16 protein-coding genes are annotated in these 18,096 nt (G+C 71.0%); 8 read left to right on the top strand and 8 right to left on the bottom strand.

Features of this window, described 5'->3' with window-relative positions; genetic code table 11:
• Nucleotides 1–155 precede the first annotated feature (155 nt).
• On the bottom strand, nucleotides 156–1,637 hold the full coding sequence (locus BLS25_RS14110; RefSeq protein WP_074696552.1) for an FAD-dependent oxidoreductase: 1,482 nt from the start codon (nucleotides 1,635–1,637) through the stop codon (nucleotides 156–158).
• Nucleotides 1,638–1,802: 165 nt separating this feature from the next.
• Here BLS25_RS14110 and BLS25_RS14105 point away from each other — a divergent pair, with 165 nt between their 5' ends.
• The 4 genes from BLS25_RS14105 to BLS25_RS14090 all read left to right on the top strand — a co-directional run bounded on the left by BLS25_RS14105 (nucleotide 1,803) and on the right by BLS25_RS14090 (nucleotide 6,327).
• Nucleotides 1,803–2,471: a TetR/AcrR family transcriptional regulator gene (locus BLS25_RS14105; protein WP_074696550.1), complete on the top strand. Its 669-nt coding sequence runs from the start codon at nucleotides 1,803–1,805 to the stop codon at nucleotides 2,469–2,471.
• A 188-nt stretch (nucleotides 2,472–2,659) separates the two neighbouring features.
• On the top strand, nucleotides 2,660–3,901 hold the full coding sequence (locus BLS25_RS14100; protein WP_074696548.1) for an acyl-CoA dehydrogenase family protein: 1,242 nt from the start codon (nucleotides 2,660–2,662) through the stop codon (nucleotides 3,899–3,901).
• Nucleotides 3,902–4,105: 204 nt separating this feature from the next.
• Nucleotides 4,106–5,278: an AI-2E family transporter gene (locus BLS25_RS14095; RefSeq protein WP_056226570.1), complete on the top strand. Its 1,173-nt coding sequence runs from the start codon at nucleotides 4,106–4,108 to the stop codon at nucleotides 5,276–5,278.
• Nucleotides 5,279–5,283: 5 nt separating this feature from the next.
• A complete protein-coding gene (locus BLS25_RS14090; protein ID WP_176786383.1) occupies nucleotides 5,284–6,327 on the top strand; it encodes an ATP-dependent DNA ligase in 1,044 nt (347 codons plus the stop codon).
• Nucleotides 6,328–6,508: 181 nt separating this feature from the next.
• Here the strand turns inward: BLS25_RS14090 and BLS25_RS14085 are convergent, their stop codons facing one another.
• Nucleotides 6,509–7,780, bottom strand: coding sequence for an MFS transporter (locus tag BLS25_RS14085; RefSeq protein WP_176786382.1), 1,272 nt, complete (start codon nucleotides 7,778–7,780; stop codon nucleotides 6,509–6,511).
• A gap of 55 nt (nucleotides 7,781–7,835) precedes the next feature.
• Here BLS25_RS14085 and BLS25_RS14080 point away from each other — a divergent pair, with 55 nt between their 5' ends.
• Complete coding sequence (locus BLS25_RS14080) at nucleotides 7,836–8,786, top strand: ArsR/SmtB family transcription factor (protein WP_074696547.1); 951 nt, start codon at nucleotides 7,836–7,838, stop codon at nucleotides 8,784–8,786.
• Here BLS25_RS14080 and ligD read toward each other — a convergent pair.
• A complete protein-coding gene (gene ligD / locus BLS25_RS14075) occupies nucleotides 8,783–9,808 on the bottom strand; it encodes a non-homologous end-joining DNA ligase (protein WP_074696545.1) in 1,026 nt (341 codons plus the stop codon). The genes BLS25_RS14080 and ligD overlap by 4 nt on opposite strands.
• A 286-nt stretch (nucleotides 9,809–10,094) precedes the next feature.
• Here ligD and BLS25_RS14070 point away from each other — a divergent pair, with 286 nt between their 5' ends.
• Nucleotides 10,095–10,721 (top strand): DUF1684 domain-containing protein, encoded by a 627-nt coding sequence (locus BLS25_RS14070; protein WP_056226561.1) that lies wholly within the window; start codon nucleotides 10,095–10,097, stop codon nucleotides 10,719–10,721.
• A gap of 53 nt (nucleotides 10,722–10,774) precedes the next feature.
• Here the strand turns inward: BLS25_RS14070 and BLS25_RS14065 are convergent, their stop codons facing one another.
• The 3 genes from BLS25_RS14065 to BLS25_RS14055 form a co-directional block, all read right to left on the bottom strand.
• On the bottom strand, nucleotides 10,775–11,869 hold the full coding sequence (locus tag BLS25_RS14065) for an SseB family protein (protein WP_074696543.1): 1,095 nt from the start codon (nucleotides 11,867–11,869) through the stop codon (nucleotides 10,775–10,777).
• Nucleotides 11,870–12,497: 628 nt separating this feature from the next.
• Nucleotides 12,498–14,933, bottom strand: coding sequence for an ATP-dependent helicase (locus BLS25_RS14060; RefSeq protein WP_074696541.1), 2,436 nt, complete (start codon nucleotides 14,931–14,933; stop codon nucleotides 12,498–12,500).
• Nucleotides 14,934–15,109: 176 nt separating this feature from the next.
• Nucleotides 15,110–15,586 carry a YflT domain-containing protein gene (locus BLS25_RS14055; protein WP_074696539.1) on the bottom strand — a complete coding sequence of 159 codons (477 nt, stop codon included), beginning with the start codon at nucleotides 15,584–15,586 and terminating at the stop codon, nucleotides 15,110–15,112.
• Between the two features lie 140 nt (nucleotides 15,587–15,726).
• On the opposite strand from BLS25_RS14055, the gene BLS25_RS14050 reads away from it, so the two are divergent.
• Entirely contained in the window at nucleotides 15,727–16,134 is a 408-nt protein-coding gene (locus BLS25_RS14050) for a YccF domain-containing protein (protein ID WP_056226553.1), read from the top strand.
• Between the two features lie 3 nt (nucleotides 16,135–16,137).
• Here BLS25_RS14050 and BLS25_RS14045 read toward each other — a convergent pair whose 3' ends face one another.
• The gene (locus BLS25_RS14045; protein ID WP_074696537.1) at nucleotides 16,138–17,076 is read right to left on the bottom strand and encodes a hypothetical protein; all 939 of its coding nucleotides are present in this window, start codon (nucleotides 17,074–17,076) and stop codon (nucleotides 16,138–16,140) included.
• Between the two features lie 147 nt (nucleotides 17,077–17,223).
• Nucleotides 17,224–17,592, bottom strand: a complete 369-nt coding sequence (locus BLS25_RS14040; RefSeq protein WP_056226549.1) for a VOC family protein — start codon at nucleotides 17,590–17,592, stop codon at nucleotides 17,224–17,226.
• 55 nt (nucleotides 17,593–17,647) lie between these two features.
• On the opposite strand from BLS25_RS14040, the gene BLS25_RS14035 reads away from it, so the two are divergent.
• The gene (locus tag BLS25_RS14035; RefSeq protein WP_074696535.1) at nucleotides 17,648–18,085 is read left to right on the top strand and encodes a MarR family winged helix-turn-helix transcriptional regulator; all 438 of its coding nucleotides are present in this window, start codon (nucleotides 17,648–17,650) and stop codon (nucleotides 18,083–18,085) included.
• Nucleotides 18,086–18,096 lie beyond the last annotated feature (11 nt).

Genomic DNA, 18,096 nt, shown 5'->3' with positions numbered 1-18,096 from the left:
CCTCATCAGAGCCGCCGAAGTGTCACCATCACACACCCCGAAAGTGTCACCGATGTCCTGAGGCAGAACTGTCACCAAAGTCCTGAGACATGACATCCTGCAGCGAATGTGTCAGCGAGATGCAGTCTCAGCGCCGCGTCGCGACCGCCACTTCCTCAGCGCCCGCGCACACCCAGATCGGCGGATGCCGCACCCTCGAGCCGCGTGCCGTCCGGCGCGTAGCGCGAGCCGTCGACGGGGCTGTCCCAGGAGCGTTCCGCGTCGTTCCAGGTGAGCGGGGCCGGGGCGACCACCGCGCGCGTCTGTCCCTCGATCGTCGAGACCGCCGCGGTCCGGAGCCCCTGCCGCGACACCAGACCGGCGCCCTCGGCTGGCCGCTTCACCGGCGCCGGAGCCGCCGCAGCGAACGCCCCCGCGGCCACGCCGACGCGCCGTCCCGCCTCGCCGATCCCCCGGCCGAGGTCGGCGGGAACGGTCATGCGGGTGCCGATCGTGCGCATCCACTGCGGGCGGTCTCTGCGCGAGACCCCGCGGATCTCGTCGGTCAACCGCATCGCGGCGGCGGGGCCGTTGGTCAGCCCCCACCCTGCGTATCCGGTGGCGAAGCGGAGGCGTCCGAGGCCCCTCGGCATCCCTCCGACGAAGGGCACGAGGTTGTGCGATTGGTAGTCCTGGCCCGACCAGCGGGCGAGCTCGGCGCCGACCGGCAGCGTGCGACGGGCCCAGGCGGCGAGGCCTTCGGCGAGAGCGACTTCCGAGGGGGCGGAGCCGACCGGATGCCGTGCCCCGGTCACCAGCAGAACACCGCGTCCGAACGAGGACGGTGCCGCGACGACGCTGCGGCCGTCGGCGCCGACCTCGCTCCACATGCCGCCGGGGGCCTCGGCATCCCCCTCCATCTCGAACGCGATCGCCCACGAACGCAGCGCGCGCGTCTTGAGATCGTAGAGGCCGCGGCGTGCGATGGGCGTGCCGGTGGCGAGCACGACGGTGTCGCCCAAGATCGTGCCGTGGTCGGTGTCGACGCGACCGGTGGGGAGGGCGTGGACGTCGGTCACGCGCACGCAAGTGTGCAGCGTCGCCCCGGCCGCGAGGGCTGCTTCGGCGAGCGTGCGCGAGAGCGCCGCGGGGTCGAGGGCGAGCTGGTCGTCGAGGGCGAGGGCTCGCACGGGCGTGCGACCGCCGAGGTCGGAGGGGGCGTCTTCGCGGACGGAAAGCCCCGCCTCGCGCGCGGCGTCGCGCACCGCGTCGATCGCCGAATCGGTGGCGATGCCCCGACCGAACGTGAAGGCGGTGCGCCGGTCGGCGGCGGCACCGGCGCGCTCGGCGAGCCACTCCTGCCCCGCGCGATTCGCGTCTACGTAGGCCTTCACGAGCCCGGCGGGGTGATGCGCGCGGAGCGCCGCGAGGGTCGTCCCCTGCAGAAGGGATGCCATCCCCACCGACGCCCCGGTCGCCCCCTGACCTACCTCGCCGGTGTCGACCAGGGCGACGTCGACTCCCGCTTCGGCGAGCATCACCGCGGTCGAGAGACCGGTGATCCCCGCCCCGACGACGACCACGTCGTGCCGCGCGTCGGGTTCGAACGGCGTCCCGTCGACGGACGTCTGGTCGCGGTGCCACAGGGAGGAGGTCATGCGTTCATCCCATCGCGGGCGCGGGGGTCTCGGCATCCGGTTGCCTCCATCGCCCGGATCGTCTACTCCCGCGTGAGGGGTCGAAAACGGTCGCCTGGGAATGCTCTCGGCGACACTTCTCGACCTCTCACGCGCGCGAAGGCGGGCCGCGGATAGGCTCGGGGCGTGACCGACAGCGCCGCCCCCTCGAGCCGGACGGCCGTCGTGTCCGCCGCGATCGACCTGTTCGTCGAGCACGGCTACGACCAGACCTCGGTCGAGCAGATCGCGCAGGCGGCGGGAGTGTCGCGGTCGACGTTCTTCCGGCAGTTCGGCGGGAAAGAAGACGTCGTCTTCGCCGACCACGAGGTGCTGCTCACCGAGACGCGCGCGTACCTCGCGCAGCCGCACGACGACCCGTGGGCGGCCGTATGCGAGGCGTCGGTGCGGGTGTTCCGGCACTTCGCCGCCGACCCCGAGGTCGCCCGGCGCCGCTACGCGATCGTGCGGCAGATCCCGGGCCTGCGCGACCGCGAGATCGTCACGGTGTTCCGCTACGAACGTCTCTTCGACGAATACCTGCGCGAGGCGCTCCCCGGTCTCGACCCGCTGGATGCCGTCGGCTTCGCGGCCTCGGTCACGGCGGTGCACAACCACGTGCTGCGGCGGCTGATGCGGGGTGCGCGGGTGCCGGCATCCACTCTTCGTCGCGCCCTCGACGACGTGCTGCGCCGCTACGGTGTGCACCCCGACGGGGACGAAGCGGCCGGAGACGACCTGATCGTCGCCGCGTTCCCGCGGCGTATGCCCGCGGCGGAGGTCACGCGGCGGCTGCGCGGGGCGCTCGGGGACTGAGCTCGGGGCGCGGCGCTCGGGGCTGAGCGCGGGGGTGCGGCCGCTCGCTCGACCGCCCGGCCTGACCGTTGAGTGTCCAAGACACTCGGGCGCCTCCGAAAATCGTCCGCGCGTTCTGGACACTCATCGCGTGATGAGCCACCAGAATGGCGTGACACCGAGTACCAACATGCGCGATACTGGGACCCATGACCATCGACGCCGATGCCCGCACGCTCCCCGGTGAGCGCGTCGCCCGCTACGACCTGCTCGGTCGCCGCGACACCGACTACTACGCGGTGTTCGCCGACATCCCCGACGCCGACCGCGCCGTGTGGGACACCGCCAAGGCCTTCGCCGACGAGGTCGGCACGCGCATGCAGGGCGAATGGGATGCCGCGAGCTACCCGATCGACCTCGTGAAGCGCATGGGCGAGCTCGAGCTGTTCACCGATGGCATCGAGCACGACGAGCTGCCGTACACCTCACCCCTGGCCGCGGGCCTGGTCAACATGGAGATCTCGCGCCACGACGGCTCCCTCGCCACCGCCCTCGCCGTGCAGGGCGGACTCGCGCTGCGGACGCTCGCGTTCTACGGCTCGGCCGAGCAGCAGCAGCGCTGGCTGAAGCCCCTCGCCGACGGAACCGTGCTGGGCGCCTTCGCGCTGACCGAGCCCGACCACGGCTCCGACTCCGTCTCGCTCGAGACCACCGCGACGCGCACTGACGACGGCTGGTCGCTCAGCGGCACGAAGAAGTGGATCGGCAACGGCGCCTCGGGCGGCATCACCTTCGTGTGGGCCCGCGTCGAGAACGAAGGAGGCGACGACCACGGCAACGTGCGGTGCTTCCTCGTCGAGCAGGACACCCCCGGCTACACGGGCACCGTCATCACCGGAAAGGTGTCGCTGCGCGGCATCCACCAGGCTCACATCGCGATGGACGGCGTGCGTCTTCGCGCGGATGCCGTGCTGCCCGGCAGCCACACCTTCAAGGATGCGTCGGTTGTACTCTTCGCGACGCGTTCGGGTGTGGCCTGGTCGGCGCTCGGCCACGCGACCGCCTGCTACGAGATCGCGCGGACGTATGCCACCGAGCGCATGCAGTTCGGAAAGCCCCTCGCGAAGTTCCAGATGGTGCAGGAACGCCTCGCACAGATGCTCGACGAGCTCACCGCGATGCAGCTGTACTGCCGTCGTCTCGCCGACCTCGAGTCGTCGGGCGGCCTGCGTCCCACTCAGGCGTCGCTGGCGAAGTACCACAACACCCGCGCCGCGCGCCGGGTCGCCGCGATCGCCCGCGACCTTCTGGGCGGTAACGGCATCCTGCTCGAGAACGGCGTGATGCAGCACATGGCCGACATCGAGGCGATCCACACCTACGAGGGCACCGAGAGCGTCCAGGCGCTGCTGCTCGGCCGCGACATCACGGGCATGAGCGCGTTCGTCTGATCCCGGATGCCGGGTGACCGGCGGCCGACTCCACTCAATGACGTCGCGCGCGTTCGGTCCCGGATGCCGTGGCCGGACTGAGCGGGACCGCGCGGGCCTGCGGCCCGCGGAACGCCGGGGATCCCGGCATCCGTCGCCCTATCCGCCCCCGGGATGGCGCGCAACCTCCGCACCCATGTCGGAGGCCCCCGCTACCTTGTGAGCATGGGCCTGTTCTCTCGTCACCCCGCGCCGCGCGACGCCGTCAACTCCGTCGCGCAGGCCGTCCAGACTCCGCCGAAGAGCCTCTGGGCCGACGGGTTCGGCCGGCTCGCGGTGCGGGCCGTGCAGATCATCGTCGTCGTGGTGCTCGTCGCGGGGATCATCTGGGGCATCCAGCAGGTGACGCTCGTCATCATCCCGCTGGTACTCGCGCTCATCTTCGCCTCCGCCTTCGGCCCGGTCACGATGTGGATGCGCCGCAAGGGCGTGCCCTCGGTCATCGCGACGCTGCTCACTCTGCTCGCCGTTGTCGTCGTGCTCGCCGCGCTCGGTTGGCTGGTCGCCAACGCCGTCATCAACCAGTGGGACTACCTCAGCTCGCAGGCTGTTCAGGGCTTCGAGCAGGCCCAGGACTGGTACCACACGCTGCCCTTCGCGATCTCTCAAGACCAGGTCAACCAGGCGATCCAGGGCATTCAGGGCTTCGTCACGAGCTCGTCCTTCGGCACCGGTGCACTCGCCGGCGTGAGTGCGATCGCCTCGTTCGTGACGGGCTTCGTGCTGATGGTCGTCATCCTCTTCTTCTTCCTCAAAGACGGCCCCCGCATGTGGGAGTTCGTCCTGCGTCCGTTCCACGGCAGCGACTACGAGCGGGCCCGTCGCATCGGCGACAAGACGGTTACCGTCCTCGGCTCGTACGTGCGCGGCACGGCGTCCGTCGCCGCCGTCGATGCGATCGGCATCGGCATCGGCCTCGCGATCCTGCAGGTGCCGCTCGCGCTGCCGCTGGCCGTGCTCGTCTTCCTGCTCGCGTTCATCCCGATCGTGGGTGCGGTCACCGCCGGCATCCTGGCCGCGCTCGTCGCGCTGGTCACCAACGGTCCGATCGTGGCCCTCATCGTCGTCGGAATCGTCGTGCTCGTGAACCAGCTCGAGGGCAACTTCCTCCAGCCGGTGCTCATGGGTCGCTCGATGAAGCTGCACTCGTTCGTCGTGCTCGTCGTGTTGGCCGGTGGTACCGCGATCGGCGGCATCCTCGGCACACTGCTGGCCGTGCCGCTGACCGCCGTGGTGTGGGGCATCATCACCGTCTGGAACGGCCCCGACAAGCCGGCCGAGTGGGCGCGCCGCAAGAAGCGTAAAGATCCCGTCCCCCTGTCGGGTAACGAGAGCTGACGCCCGTGCCGTACGACATCCCGGCGCCGATGCTGGCGAAGTCCGTTCCCGAGGTGCCCGAGCACGCGAAGATCGAGGGCGGCTTCAGCTACGAGCCCAAGTGGGACGGCTTTCGCGCCCTCATCTCGTGGGACGGCACCGATGTCGAGATCGGCAGCCGCGGCGCCAAGCCGCTCACCCGGTACTTCCCCGAGCTCGTCGCGGCGTTCGCCGAGCTGCTGCCTGAGCCGTGCCTGATCGACGGCGAGGTCGTCGTGGCTCGTGGCGCCGAGGGCGAGCAGCGCCTCGACTGGGAGGCCCTGTCGCAGCGTATCCACCCCGCGGCCTCGCGAGTGAACATGCTCGCCGAAGAGACCCCCGCCATGTTCATCGCGTTCGACCTGCTCGCCCGCGGCGACCGCGACCTGCAGGACGAGCCGTTCTCGGAGCGGCGGGCGCAGCTCGAAGACCTGTTGGGTGCCGTGCCGCATCCCGTGCACGTCACGCGCACGACCGACGACCCCGACCTCGCCCGCCGCTGGCTCGCGGAGTTCGAGGGCGCCGGCCTCGACGGCGTGATCGCCAAGCCCCTCGCCCAGCCCTACGCGCCGAACAAGCGCACGATGTTTAAGATCAAGCACGCCCGCACCGCCGACGTGGTCGCCCTCGGGTACCGCATCCACAAGTCCGGGGAGGGCGTGGGTTCACTACTCGTCGGCCTCTACGACGACGAAGGCCGTCTGCACGGCGTCGGCGGCGTCTCGGCGTGGACCGACAAGCGGCGCAAAGAACTGATCGACGAACTCGCGCCTCTGGTCGAGCGCGACGCCGACGGCGAGGCGGTGGTCGGCGAGACCGACCGCTCGCGCTTCTCGGCGTCGAAGGACGTGTCGTTCGTGCGGCTGCGCCCCGAGCTCGTGCTCGAGGTGCGCTACGACCAGCTCGAGGGCATGCGCTTCCGCCACACCGTGCAGTTCGACCGCTGGCGCCCCGACCGGGACGCGCGCTCCTGCACCTTCGCCCAGCTCGAGACCGTCACCTCGTACGACCTGGGCGACGTGCTCGACTGAGACCGGCTGCTCGTCGAGCTGGCGGTGCGGTCGGGGTATGGCATCCGCCGTGCCCCCGCCTGTCGCTGCCGCGCGCCGCGCGCGTCACGAGAACAGGGGATGCCACCGGAACAGGCCGAAACCGGCGCAACCGTCCTGCTCTCACGGCAGTGTCCTGTTCTGGTGACGGCGACCGCGGGCGCTACCCCGCGGCATCCGCCTCCCGTGCCGCCCGGCGGGCGATCACCACGACGCCCGCCGCAGCCCCGGCGAACATGGCGGCGAGGATCGCCCACCCGCCCGTCCCGAGGTCGATCGCCGTCAGCGTCACGACGGCGGGCGCGATCATCGCCCCCACCGCGTACCCCGTGCCGTAGACGCCCTGGTAGCTGCCCATACGCTCCTGCGGGGCGAGGTCGAAGCTCAGGCTCCAGCCCGCGGCGCTCGACATGATCTCGGCGAGCGAGTGCACGACGGCAGCCGCCAGAAGCACCACGATCACCAGCGTTGCGGGCCCCCAGCCTTCTCCCCCGACCCATCCGGCGCCCGCCCACAGCGCGCAGGCCGCGACCATGAGCCATCCGGCTCGCGTCATCGCGCGTCCCGCGCCGGCGAAGGTTCCGGTGCCGCGGCTCATCCGCACCTGCAGCAGCACGACGACGATCGTGTTGACCAACAGGAGCGGGCTCACCACCACGTCGGCGGCGATCGTGTGCGACACGACCCACAACGGCACACCGATTTCGAAGACCCCGAACTGGATGCCGAAGACCCCCATCAGAGCGGTCAGCCACAGGAAACGCGGGTCGCGGTAGGGACTCCGGCCCGCCGCGGCGGGGGCCGTCGAGTCAGGTGCCGTGACCACGACGTCGACGCGCGCCGGGTCCAGGCCGGCGACGAGCACCGCGGAGGCCAGGAAGAGCGACCCGGCGAGAGTCATCGTCAGGTGGAAGGCGAAAGGTGTCCCGAGGGCGAGGGGAATGGCCGCGACCGCCGTACCCACACCGATGCCGATGTTGGTCACGGTCCGCATCGTGGCGCGGATCCGCACGCGATCCTCGCCGCGGAACGCGCGGCCGACCACGGCGGAGCGCACGCTTCCGCCGCCCTGCTGGGCGAGCAACACGAGCGACGCGACGACAACGAGCGTGGGCAGATCGCGCACGAAGAGGTAGCCGATGAGGGCGCTCCCCTGCACGACGTGCAGCACGACGAGCATCGTCCGCGCGCTGAAGCGATCGGACAGGTGCCCGAAGACGAGCGAGCTCACGACACCGACCGCGCCGGCGATCGTGAGGCCAATTCCGACCGTGACCGGCTCGAGGCCGACGATGAGCGTGAGGTAAAGCGTGGTGAGGGTGAAGAACGCGCCGCGACCGAGGGTGTCGACCAGGGTGACTGTCAGCAGACGTCGGAGCGTCTTGTCCGTCTGCACGAGGGTTCTCAGGGGGACGGTGGGGATCGTGCTGGTCACGTCTCCATTGATCCAGGCACGGCCGAGTCGTTCAATCGATGTAGCGTGGGGCTTCATGATCCGATACGAGTTGGACGCCGCCGACATCTCGGCGATCCGCTTCGGCATCTCGCCGTTGTCCGAACTCGGGCTCAGTCTGCGCGCGCTCTCACAGCCCGACGGCTTTCCGCTGCAGCGCCCGTGGCTCGAGCGGATCGCGTCGGTGCGTCCCCTGCTCGATCTCGAGGTGCTGCTCGCGCTCGTCAACGACCGCAAGTGGACCGCCGACTTCGTGAACCCTCGGCCGGCTTCTCCGCTGACCTCTCTCGATGACGAGCTGACCGCGCTCGGACGGATCACCCGCGCCCACTTCACGACCGACCTCGAGCGCGTGCACGGAGAGGTGCCCACGGTGTTCCGGGGCCGACACGACCTGGTCATCGCCCGCCTGCAACGCGCCCTCGCCACCACGTGGGACCTGTGCTTCGCCCCGCACTGGGCGCGCATGAGCACCGTGCTGCGCGCCGACATCGCCTACCGCGGCCGCATCGCCGCCCAGGCCGGGATGGGCACCGTCCTCAACGGACTCTCGGATGCCGCCCGCTACGACGGCCGCCACCTCGACGTGCGGCTGTGGAACCCCGAGATCCGCCGTCGCCCGGTGCGCGGCGACGGGCTCACTCTCGTCCCCTCGATCTTCACGGTCCGCGTCTCGACGCCCATCGACGACGACCTGCCGCCGACGGTGATGTACCCGGCCCGCGGCCAGGGGGCGATGTGGTCGACGAGCGGGCAGCCCGCGCCGGACGCCGTGTCCGACCTGCTCGGGCGGACGCGCGCCACCTTGCTCGCGGCCCTGGGCGAGCCGGCATCCTCCACCGATCTCGCCCTGCAACTGGGCGTCTCGACCTCCGCGATCAATCAGCACCTGCGCGTGATGGAGCGCGCCGGGCTCCTGAACCGAGCGCGCTACGGCCGCGCGGTGCTGTACTACCGCAGCGCCGCGGGCGATGCGTTGACGCCCTAGGCCTCCGGGTTCTTCGCCCGAGACGGCTGCACGCGCGGGGGCTCCCCCGGCATCTTCGGGAACTCGGGCGGGAACGGCAGCTCCCCCAGACCGTTGTCGAGGTCACGCTGCCACCACTCCAGCAGGGTGTCGATGCGTCCGGGCTTGTCAGCGAACCCCTTCCAGGGATCACCGACGGATGCCAGTCGCTCGGGGATCGAGCGCACGGTGAACGCGAGCGGGTCGAGGTCGTCGAGCTCGTCCCAGGCCACCGGCGTCGACACCGTCGCGGTCGAAAGCGCCCGCGGTGAATACGCCCCGGCCATGGTGCGGTCGCGGTTCGCCTGGTTGAAGTCGACGAAGATCCGCTCGCCGCGCTCTTCCTTCCACCAGTTGGTGGTCACGGCATCCGGCATCCGTCGCTCCAGCTCGCGTGCCGCGGCGATGACCGCGTGCCGCACGTCGAGGAACTCGTGCGTCGGCTCGATCGGGCAGAACACGTGCAGGCCGCGGTTGCCACTGGTCTTGATCCAGGGCTCGAGCCCCGCCTCGCGCAGCACAGCGCGCAGCTCGTGAGCGGCGGTGACGGCCTCGGCGATGCCCGTTCCCGGCTGCGGGTCGAGATCGATACGCAGCTCGATCGGGTGGTCGGGATCGGTCGCGAGTGAGGCCCACGGGTGGAACACGATGGTGTTCATCTGCGCCGCCCACACCGCCGACGCGATCTCGCCGAGGAAGAGCTGCGGATGCCGGCGCCCGCTGTTGTACGTCACGGTCACGGCCTCGACGAAAGCGGGCGCACCCTTCGGCGGGTTCTTCGAGAAGAAGGCCTCGCCGCCGACACCCTCGGGAAAGCGCTCGAGCGACACCGGCCGGTGCCCGTTCGCGGCGATGAAGGGGTCGGCGACGGCGATGAGGTACTCGGCGAGCTCGCGCTTGGTGATCCCGACCTCGGGCCACAGCACGCGGTCGGGGTTCGAGATGCCCACCTCGCGCTCGCCCTCGGGTCCCGGAACGGTCAGCGTGATGCGGGGGGATGCCATGACCCGACGCTAGTGCGCGGGCCGGGGCCGTGTCTGCCCCGTTGCGGGCATTCGGGCGGGGCTCCGCTTCTGCGGGGTGTCACTGCCGTGGGGAACCCCTGCCGTGGGGCACCCCTGCCGTGGGGCGCCGCGGCCGTTCCGGGGCACGTTTCGTGGCCCCGGGGCGCGAGAAGTGGCCCCGGGGCGCGAGAAGTGGCCCCGGGGCCACGTACGCACAGCACCGACGCCCCGCGGCGGGCGTGTCCAGCCCGAGCCGCGGCATCCGCCCCGGTCTTACGCTCGATACATGACTTCCGCCGCCGCCCGCTCCGCCCTCGACATCGCCGACTGGCGCCGCCGCGTGTTCGCGCTGTACGACGCCGTGCGCGAAGCCGACGATCCCGAAGACGCTCACGAGCTCTGGCGGATCGAGCGCGACGCGCTGTTCGCCGATCACCCGGCCACTCCCCTGCTTCCGGAACAGCGCGAGGGCTTCGTCGGGCTGCCGCTGGCGCCGTACGACGCCGCGTGGCGGTTCGAGGTCCCGCTGCTCGACGCCGACGAGGCGTCGTTCGTCGCCACGACCGGCACCGACGGCGAGGTCGGGTTCGAACGCATCGGTCGCGTCGAGCTCCCCGACACCGGCTCGCTCGATGTGTGGCGGCTCACCTCGTACGGCGGAGGGTTGTTCGTCCCGGTGCGGGATGCCGCGGCCGGACGCCCCGGCGGCACGTACGGCGGCGGGCGCTACCTGCTCGACACCATCAAGGGCGCCGACCTCGGCCGCGGCACCGCCCCTGACACCCTCGTCATCGACTTCAACTTCGCGTACAACCCGTCGTGCGCCTACGACCCGATGTGGGCGTGCCCGCTGGCCCCGGCCGGCAACGTCCTGCCCGTCGCGGTGCCGGTCGGCGAGTTGTACGGGGTCTGACACGGACGACGGCGGGCCGCCCCGAGAGGGAGCGGCCCGCCGTCGTTCGTGTCTTAGGCGGTGGGTTCGGCGCCCTCTTGCGCGAGGGCGATCACGGGTGCGAGCTCGTCGCGGTCGATGCGCATCCACGGTCCCGCCGGGTCGATCAGGATGCCGGTGAGCCCGGTGTCCCCGGCCAGCGCCTTCGCGAGCTGGTCGCGCTTGATGGGCAGAGGCTGGTCACCGCGACCGAGGGCGAGCAGTTCGAGCGGGTGCGTGAACACCTCGAGGAAACGCTCGCCTGTCGCCGAGCGCGACTCGGCGACGCCGATCGGGCCGCCCTCTTCGGAGCGGTTCACGCCGATCCACAGCGGAGCCTCGGCGACGATCGCGTCGACGATGGTGGATGCCGTCGAGTCGTCGCGGGTCTCGCACAGGGCCGTCTTGATGCGGAGTTCGGGGTCGACTTCGGCGACCATGCGCTCGAGCAGCGCCTTGGGGAGCACCGCGCGATTCGCGCCCGACGCGGGGTCGAGGATGATGCCCGCGTAGGGACCGGCGAGCACGTGACGCAGCAGGGCCATGACCGGCTGCCCCATCGCCGAGGTGTCGCGGTCGCCATCGGCGTCGACGCTGGCGCGCAGCGCCAGTCCACCGCTGTAGGCGAGCACGAGCTGCTCGTCGCCGTTGTTGGCCACCGCGAGCGGCAGGTCTTTGCCCTCGGCCAGCAGCGCGCGGGCGTCGCCCTTCACCCGCAGGAAGACGTGCCCCTGCAGCAGCTGACGCGCGATGTTGAGCAGCTGAGCGGGCTCGGGCTGCCCCTCGATCTCAGCGAGAGCGTTGCCGAGCAGCACGTTGTCGCGCAGCCCCGGCACCGTCTCGGGCGCCTCGGGGGCTTCCATCGCGCCGGGCTGACGCGCCGAAGGGCGAGCAGCGACGGGCGGGGTCGACGACGGTTCGGGGGTGTCGGGGCCGGCACCCACACCACGGAACGACGACATCGAGATGCCGACGGTGGGGGCGGCCTCGGCCGAAACCTCCGGGGCCGGAGCGGCGTCGCTCGGGCCTGCGGGATCGACGGGCTGTTCGCCCGGCTCGATCGTGGTGTCGGGCCGGTCGACCGATGCGTCGTCGGAGTCGGACTTCTTGCGGCGCGAGAAGAGAGCCATTGTTTCAGCCTAGCCGGGGCGCTCCCCCGCCCGGTCCGCCGGGCGCGCATCGTGGGGTCGGCAGATGCGGCCCGTGGAACTGACGGGGCGCCCACGACGCGGGCTCGGCGGGCTCCGATTCACCTTTGGGGCGGGATCCGTAGCTTGGGGCAGCATTTTCACGCCCCAATCGACAGGACACGCCCCAAACCGAGAATCTCATCGCCCGCGGCCTTGTCCCACCTGCGTCGCGACCACCCCACACGAGCGAACCGCGGCTATGGGGCGCCGCACGTGCAACGGGGTGCACCGCGCACGCCCCGGTGCACGGAACGCGCCCCGAACCGCCCGCGCGCTCGGAAAACCGCTCGCACACGGGAGACCCCGGCGCCCGCCGCCCAACCCAGCGCCCGGCGCCCAGCGCCCGCCGCCCAACCCAGCGCCCGGCGCCCAGCCAGCGCCCGGGGCTCAGCCGAGCGCCCGGCGCCCGGCGCCCAGCCCAGCGCCCCGAACCGCCTCACGCGCTCGGAAAACCGCTCGCACGCGGGAGACCCCGGCGCCCGCCGCCCAACCCAGCGCCCGGCGCCCAGCCAGCGCCCGGGGCTCAGCCGAGCGCCCGGCGCCCGGCGCCCAGCCCAGCGCCCGCCGCCTACAGCTTGGTGATCGGCGCGATCTTGACGAGCAGCTTCTTCGGGCCGACGGTGTCGAAGCGCACGTGCGCGACGCGCTTCGCGCCCTCGCCGGTGACGGCATCCACTCGGCCCTCACCGAAGTCGTCGTGCCGGATGCGGTCACCCGACGCCAGCTGCATGTCGCCGTTGTCGCGGACCTTGGCCGGGATGCGGTTGGGGAACTTGCTCGGATCGGCCGGCGCCCGCTTGGGCAGCGGCACCAGTTCGTCTCCGTACCGGCTTCCGCCCCCGGGCTGGCCGGGGCGGCGTCCGCCGCGGGCGTTGAGCGCGCGCGACTGCGAGCCGCCACGGCCGTTGACGTCGCCCGGCGACTGCCGCCAGTCGATGAGGTCGGCGGGGATCTCCTGCAGGAACCGGCTGGGCATGGCCACCGTGACCTCGCCGAACTGCGCTCGAGTCATCGCGAGCGAGAGGTGCAGGCGCTTGCGGGCGCGCGTGATGCCGACGTAGAACAGCCGCCGCTCCTCTTGCGGACCGCCCGGCTCGTTCGCCGAGATGCGGTGCGGCAGCAGATCTTCTTCGACGCCGGTGAGGAACACCGCGTCGTACTCGAGGCCCTTCGCCGTGTGCAGCGTCATGAGCGACACCGAGCCCGACGCGTCGTCGAGATCGTCGGCGTCGGCGACGAGGGTGACCTCGGTCAAGAAGTCGATGATCGTGCCCTCGGGGTTGTTGCGCGCGAACTCGCGGGTCACGGCGACGAGCTCGTCGAGGTTCTCGAGGCGAGCCTCGTCTTGCGGGTCTTTGCTGGCGCGCAGGGCGTCGAAGTATCCGCTCTTGTTCAGCAGCAGCGTGAGGCCTTCGGTGACCGAGGTGGAGGGGGCGAGCTCTCCGGATGCCGGAAGCATGATCGCCGTGGCCTCGGTCAGCACCGCGTCGAGCTGATCGATGGCCTTCTGCAGCTTCGGGCCGACGCCGATCTGAGCCGAGTTGGCGAGGGCATCGCGGAACGTGATTCCGTGCTCGGCGGCGTATCGCGCAATGGCCGTCTCAGTGACGTCGCCGATGCCGCGGCGCGGGCGGTTGAGGATGCGGCGCAGCGCCATGGAGTCGGCGGGGTTCGCGACGGCGATGAGGTACGCGAGCGCGTCTTTGATCTCGGCGCGCTCGTAGAACTTGGTGCCGCCCATGATCTTGTAGGGCACCGCGGAACGGATGAAGATCTCTTCGAGCGCACGGGACTGCGAGTTGGTGCGGTAGAACACCGCGACGCCGGAGTACGGCAGCCCCTTCTTGTGCAGCGCCTCGATCTCGTCGGCGACGAACTGCGCCTCGTCGTGCTGCGAGTACCCGGTGAACCCGATGATCGGGTCGCCCGCGCCGACGTCGGTCCAGAGCTTCTTGTCTTTACGGTCGAAGTTGTTCGAGATGACCGCGTTCGCCGCCGAGAGGATGTTCTGCGTCGAACGGTAGTTCTGCTCGAGCAGCACGACCTTGGCGCCCGGGTAGTCGCGCTCGAACTCGCTGATGTTGCGGATGTCGGCACCGCGGAACGCGTAGATCGACTGGTCGGAGTCGCCGACGACGGTCAGCGAAGCGGCGTCTTCGCCCGCGGGCTCGGCGTCGAAGATCATCATGCCGCCGGACGAGAACGGCTCGGCATCCGATCCCGGAGGCCGCGTGAGCTCGTGGATGAGCGCGTACTGCGCGTGGTTGGTGTCCTGGTACTCGTCGACGAGGATGTGGCGGAACCGCTTGCGATAGCGGTCGGCGACCTGCGGGAACGCCCGGAACAGGTAGACCGTCTGCGCGATGAGGTCGTCGAAGTCGAACGCGTTGGCCCGCTGCAGCTCGCGCTGGTACGAGCCGAAGATCTCGACGAACACACGCTCGGCGGGGTCGCTCATGTTCGCGGACCGCGCGTAGGACTCGGCATCCGCCAGCTCGTTCTTCAGCTTCGAGATGCGGCTCTGCGTGCCGGCGGGGGTGAGCCCGAACGAGTCGCCCTCGTGCTCCTTGACGAGGCGCTTGATGAGCGCGCGGGAATCGCCGGAGTCGTAGATCGTGAACGACTTGGTGAAACCGAACTGCTCGGCCTCTCGCCGCAGGATGCGCACGCACGCCGAGTGGAACGTCGAGATCCACATGCCGTCGGCCTTCTGCCCGATCAGCTGGTGCACGCGCTCGCGCATCTCGCCGGCGGCCTTGTTGGTGAAGGTGATCGCGAGGATCTGGCTGGGATACGCCTCGCGCGTGCGCAGCAGCGACGCGATGCGACGCGTGAGCACGCTCGTCTTGCCGGAGCCGGCGCCCGCGACGATGAGCAGCGCCTGGCCGCGATAGGTCACGGCCTCGCGCTGCGGACCGTTCAGCCCCTCGAGGAGGTCGGCGTCGGGTCGGGATGCCGACGGTCCGGGACCGTCGACGATGAGGGGCGTGGAGGCGTCGGTCATGGCGTGGTCAAGTCTAGGCGGGGCCTCCGACATCGGCCCCGTCGAAGGCCACGCCCGCGGGTCCTCGGCGTGCAACCGTGGACCCGGGGCCGCGGATCGCGCCCCGGGGCCACGAACGACGCCCCGGGACCGGCCACCGGCCCCCGCACCCCAGCTCTTCGGCCCCTGCGGACGCCTCAGCTGCGCGCTTCGCCCGCCGCACCCGACGACAGCAGCGACTGGGCGCGCGAGAAGTGTTCGGCATCCACCGTCACGTCCCAGCGCTCGGCTTCGAAGCCCTGCACCGACGAGAAGTCGCGGCGCCCTCCCGTGAACGAGTGCCCGACGAAGCCGAAGACCGCGCCCCACACCGCTCCGAGCACGAGGCCCAGGAGCACGAACCCGAGGAACCCTCCGACGCTCAGCAGACCGATGAGGACGCCGATCATGAGGCCGAACCACGCACCCGAGGCGGCACCGAGACCCGCGGCGCGGCCGCGCGTGAGGCGTCCGGTCACCTGCTCGACGATGCGCACACCCGTTCCCACGATCGCGGTGTGCTCGACCGGGAAGCCGGCATCGGACAGGCGGTCGACGGCGGCCTGCGCCCCGGTGTAGTCGCTGAAGCTCGAGAGGACGCGGCGCTCGGGCGTGGCACGGGTGATGTCGGACATGGCGGGTTCCTTCCCTCGGTGACCCCACGCTAACGACGCCGCCCGCACCGCGCGGGGCGGTTGCGCGCGGCCCGGGCCCCGGTTAGCGCCGAAGAGTCACACCCCGGATGCCGTTCAGCCAATACCGCGATGATGGATCCATGCGGCTGATCCTCAACGTCCTCTGGCTCGTGCTCTCGGGCTTCTGGCTCTTCCTCGGCTATCTCGCCGCGGGGATCGTCCTGTGCGTCCTCATCCTCACGATCCCGTGGGGGATCGCGTCCTTCCGCATCGGGCTGTACGCCCTGTGGCCGTTCGGCCGCGAGATCGTCGCGAAGCGGTCGGCCGGCGTCGGCTCGTTCCTCGGGAACGTGGTCTGGGTGATCCTGGCGGGCTGGTGGCTCGCCCTGGGGCACATCTTCACCGGGCTGCTGCTGTGCGTCACAATCATCGGCATCCCGCTCGGCATCGCGAACTTCAAGCTCGTTCCCGTGTCGCTCATGCCGCTCGGCAAAGAGGTGCGCGAGATCGGTCGCGGCGGACCGTTCGACCAGACGCTCGGCCGGTAGGGCTCAGCGCGCGGAGCGCACGTACACCCGGCGGGGCAGGGCGAGCAGGATGCCGACCACCGTCGCGATCCCCCCGATCACGGCCGTGACGGTCATGAGCTCGACGGGGAACACCCCGTCGCGCACCCCGGTGAAACGGGCCAGATCCCAGGGCAGGATGCCGATCTGCTCGTTCCACGAGCGCAGCGCGTCCCTCGCGCCCACCACGGCGATGGTCACCGCGGGCAGGGCGTACCCGACGCCCATGCCGGCGAGCGCGACGCCGGCCGCGCGGCGGCGACCCAGCTGCGCCGACAGCGACCAGCCGGCCACGACGAAGACCCACGCGACGAGGGCGACGGCGATCGCGAGGTAGAGGATGCGCACCCACGGTTGCGCCCAGAGCGCCTCCCAGATCCCCTCGGGACCCGACAGCGATACGGCCAGCAACGCCACCACGCAGCGCAGCACGAGCGCGCCGCCGACGGCCGCGATGATCGGCCACGGCGAGCGTCGCCCGAGAAGCAGACGCACCGCGGCGGCGAACAGGAGCCAGCCGGCCACGGCGATGGCCATTCCCCACAGCCCGTCGCGCGGAGTCTGCACCACGCGCGTGAGCACGAGCAGTCCGCCCGGCACGAGGATCATCAGCCAGCGGTCGAGCGGCAGCAGGCCGAGGCTCGATTCGCGCGCCCGCCAGGGTCGGGTCGACGCGATCCACGACGCGCGCGCGGCGGCGGCCCCGGGGCGGCGGACCAGACGGGTGCGGGCGGCGACCGCTCCGATCAGCAGCCAGACCACGCCGAGGGCCAGGAGCACGCGGGCGATCCATTCCGTCGCCGGGTCGACCGTCATCTGCTCTCGCGCGAACGGGTCGACCATCACGGCGAGAACCGTGCCGATCGCCAGGAGGATCGCGGCGACGCTGAGGGCCAGGATGCCTCGCCCCGCCGTCGTCGCCATGTCCCTACGTTACCCGTCGGATTCAGGGCTCCCGACCGGTCAGCGGTGAGCAGCGGCACGGGTGAGTTCGCGCGAGCGCCGGGGTGCCGGCATCCCTCTCCGAACAGCGATCCAGGATGCCGACACCACGCGCGCCCGCGACGGGACTCAGGCCTTGTCGTGCAAGGTCACGTGGTACCCGTCGGGGTCGGCGAAGGTGAAGGTGCGTCCGAAGGGGCCGTCGATCGGCTCCATCACGATGCGGTGCCCGTCGGCGACAAGTGCGTCGTGCATCTGCTGCACCTCGGTGCCGTGGAGCCACAGAGCGACGCCGACACCGGGCTGGGCGACCCCGGTGAGGTCGGTGCCGGGGGCGAGGTCGCGCAGCGCGAAGGCGATCGGCGCGGTGTCGAAGACGACCGCGTGGGGCGGGCCGGCGGGTGAACGGCGCAGGCCGAGGTACTTCTCGTAGAAGGCGTGCGAGGCGGCGAGATCGCGCACCTGCAGTGAGATGAAGTCGGGTCCGGTGACGGGCATGAGAGTCTCCTCGCGTGTCAGTTATCTGACACCCACTGTATGTCAGAATACTGACATGACGCAAGAGGCGATCGACCTGGACACCTCCCTGGGGTACCTCCTGAAAGAGGCGGCGAGCGCTCTGCGCGCGGCGATGGAGGACGTGCTGCGCCCCCTCGAAATGACGATCACGCACTACTCCTGCCTCGAGCTCCTCGCCCAGCGGCCGGGCCTGTCGAACTCCGAGCTCGCGCGAGGGGCCTTCGTCACCCGGCAGTCGATGAACGTCCTTCTGCAGAACCTCGAACGCGAGGGCGTCGTCGAGCGCGCCGACGCCGCCCCCGTCGGAAAAGCCCTCCCCACGCGGCTCACCGCGAAGGGGCAGCGATCCCTCGATGCGGCGAGCGCGGCCGTCCGCTCGGTGGAGAAACGCATGCTGAGCGGAATGACGGATGCCGAGCAGACGGCCGCCCTGCACGCCCTGCGGTCGATGGTGACGTCGCTGCGCAGCTGACCCACGCCGAG

The sequence above is a fragment of the Microbacterium testaceum StLB037 genome (genome assembly GCF_900104345.1).
Classification (GTDB): Bacteria; Actinomycetota; Actinomycetes; order Actinomycetales; family Microbacteriaceae; genus Microbacterium; species Microbacterium testaceum_A.
The sequence above is the reverse complement of the archived record's forward strand: the minus strand, read 5'-3'. Positions and strand labels throughout refer to the sequence as shown.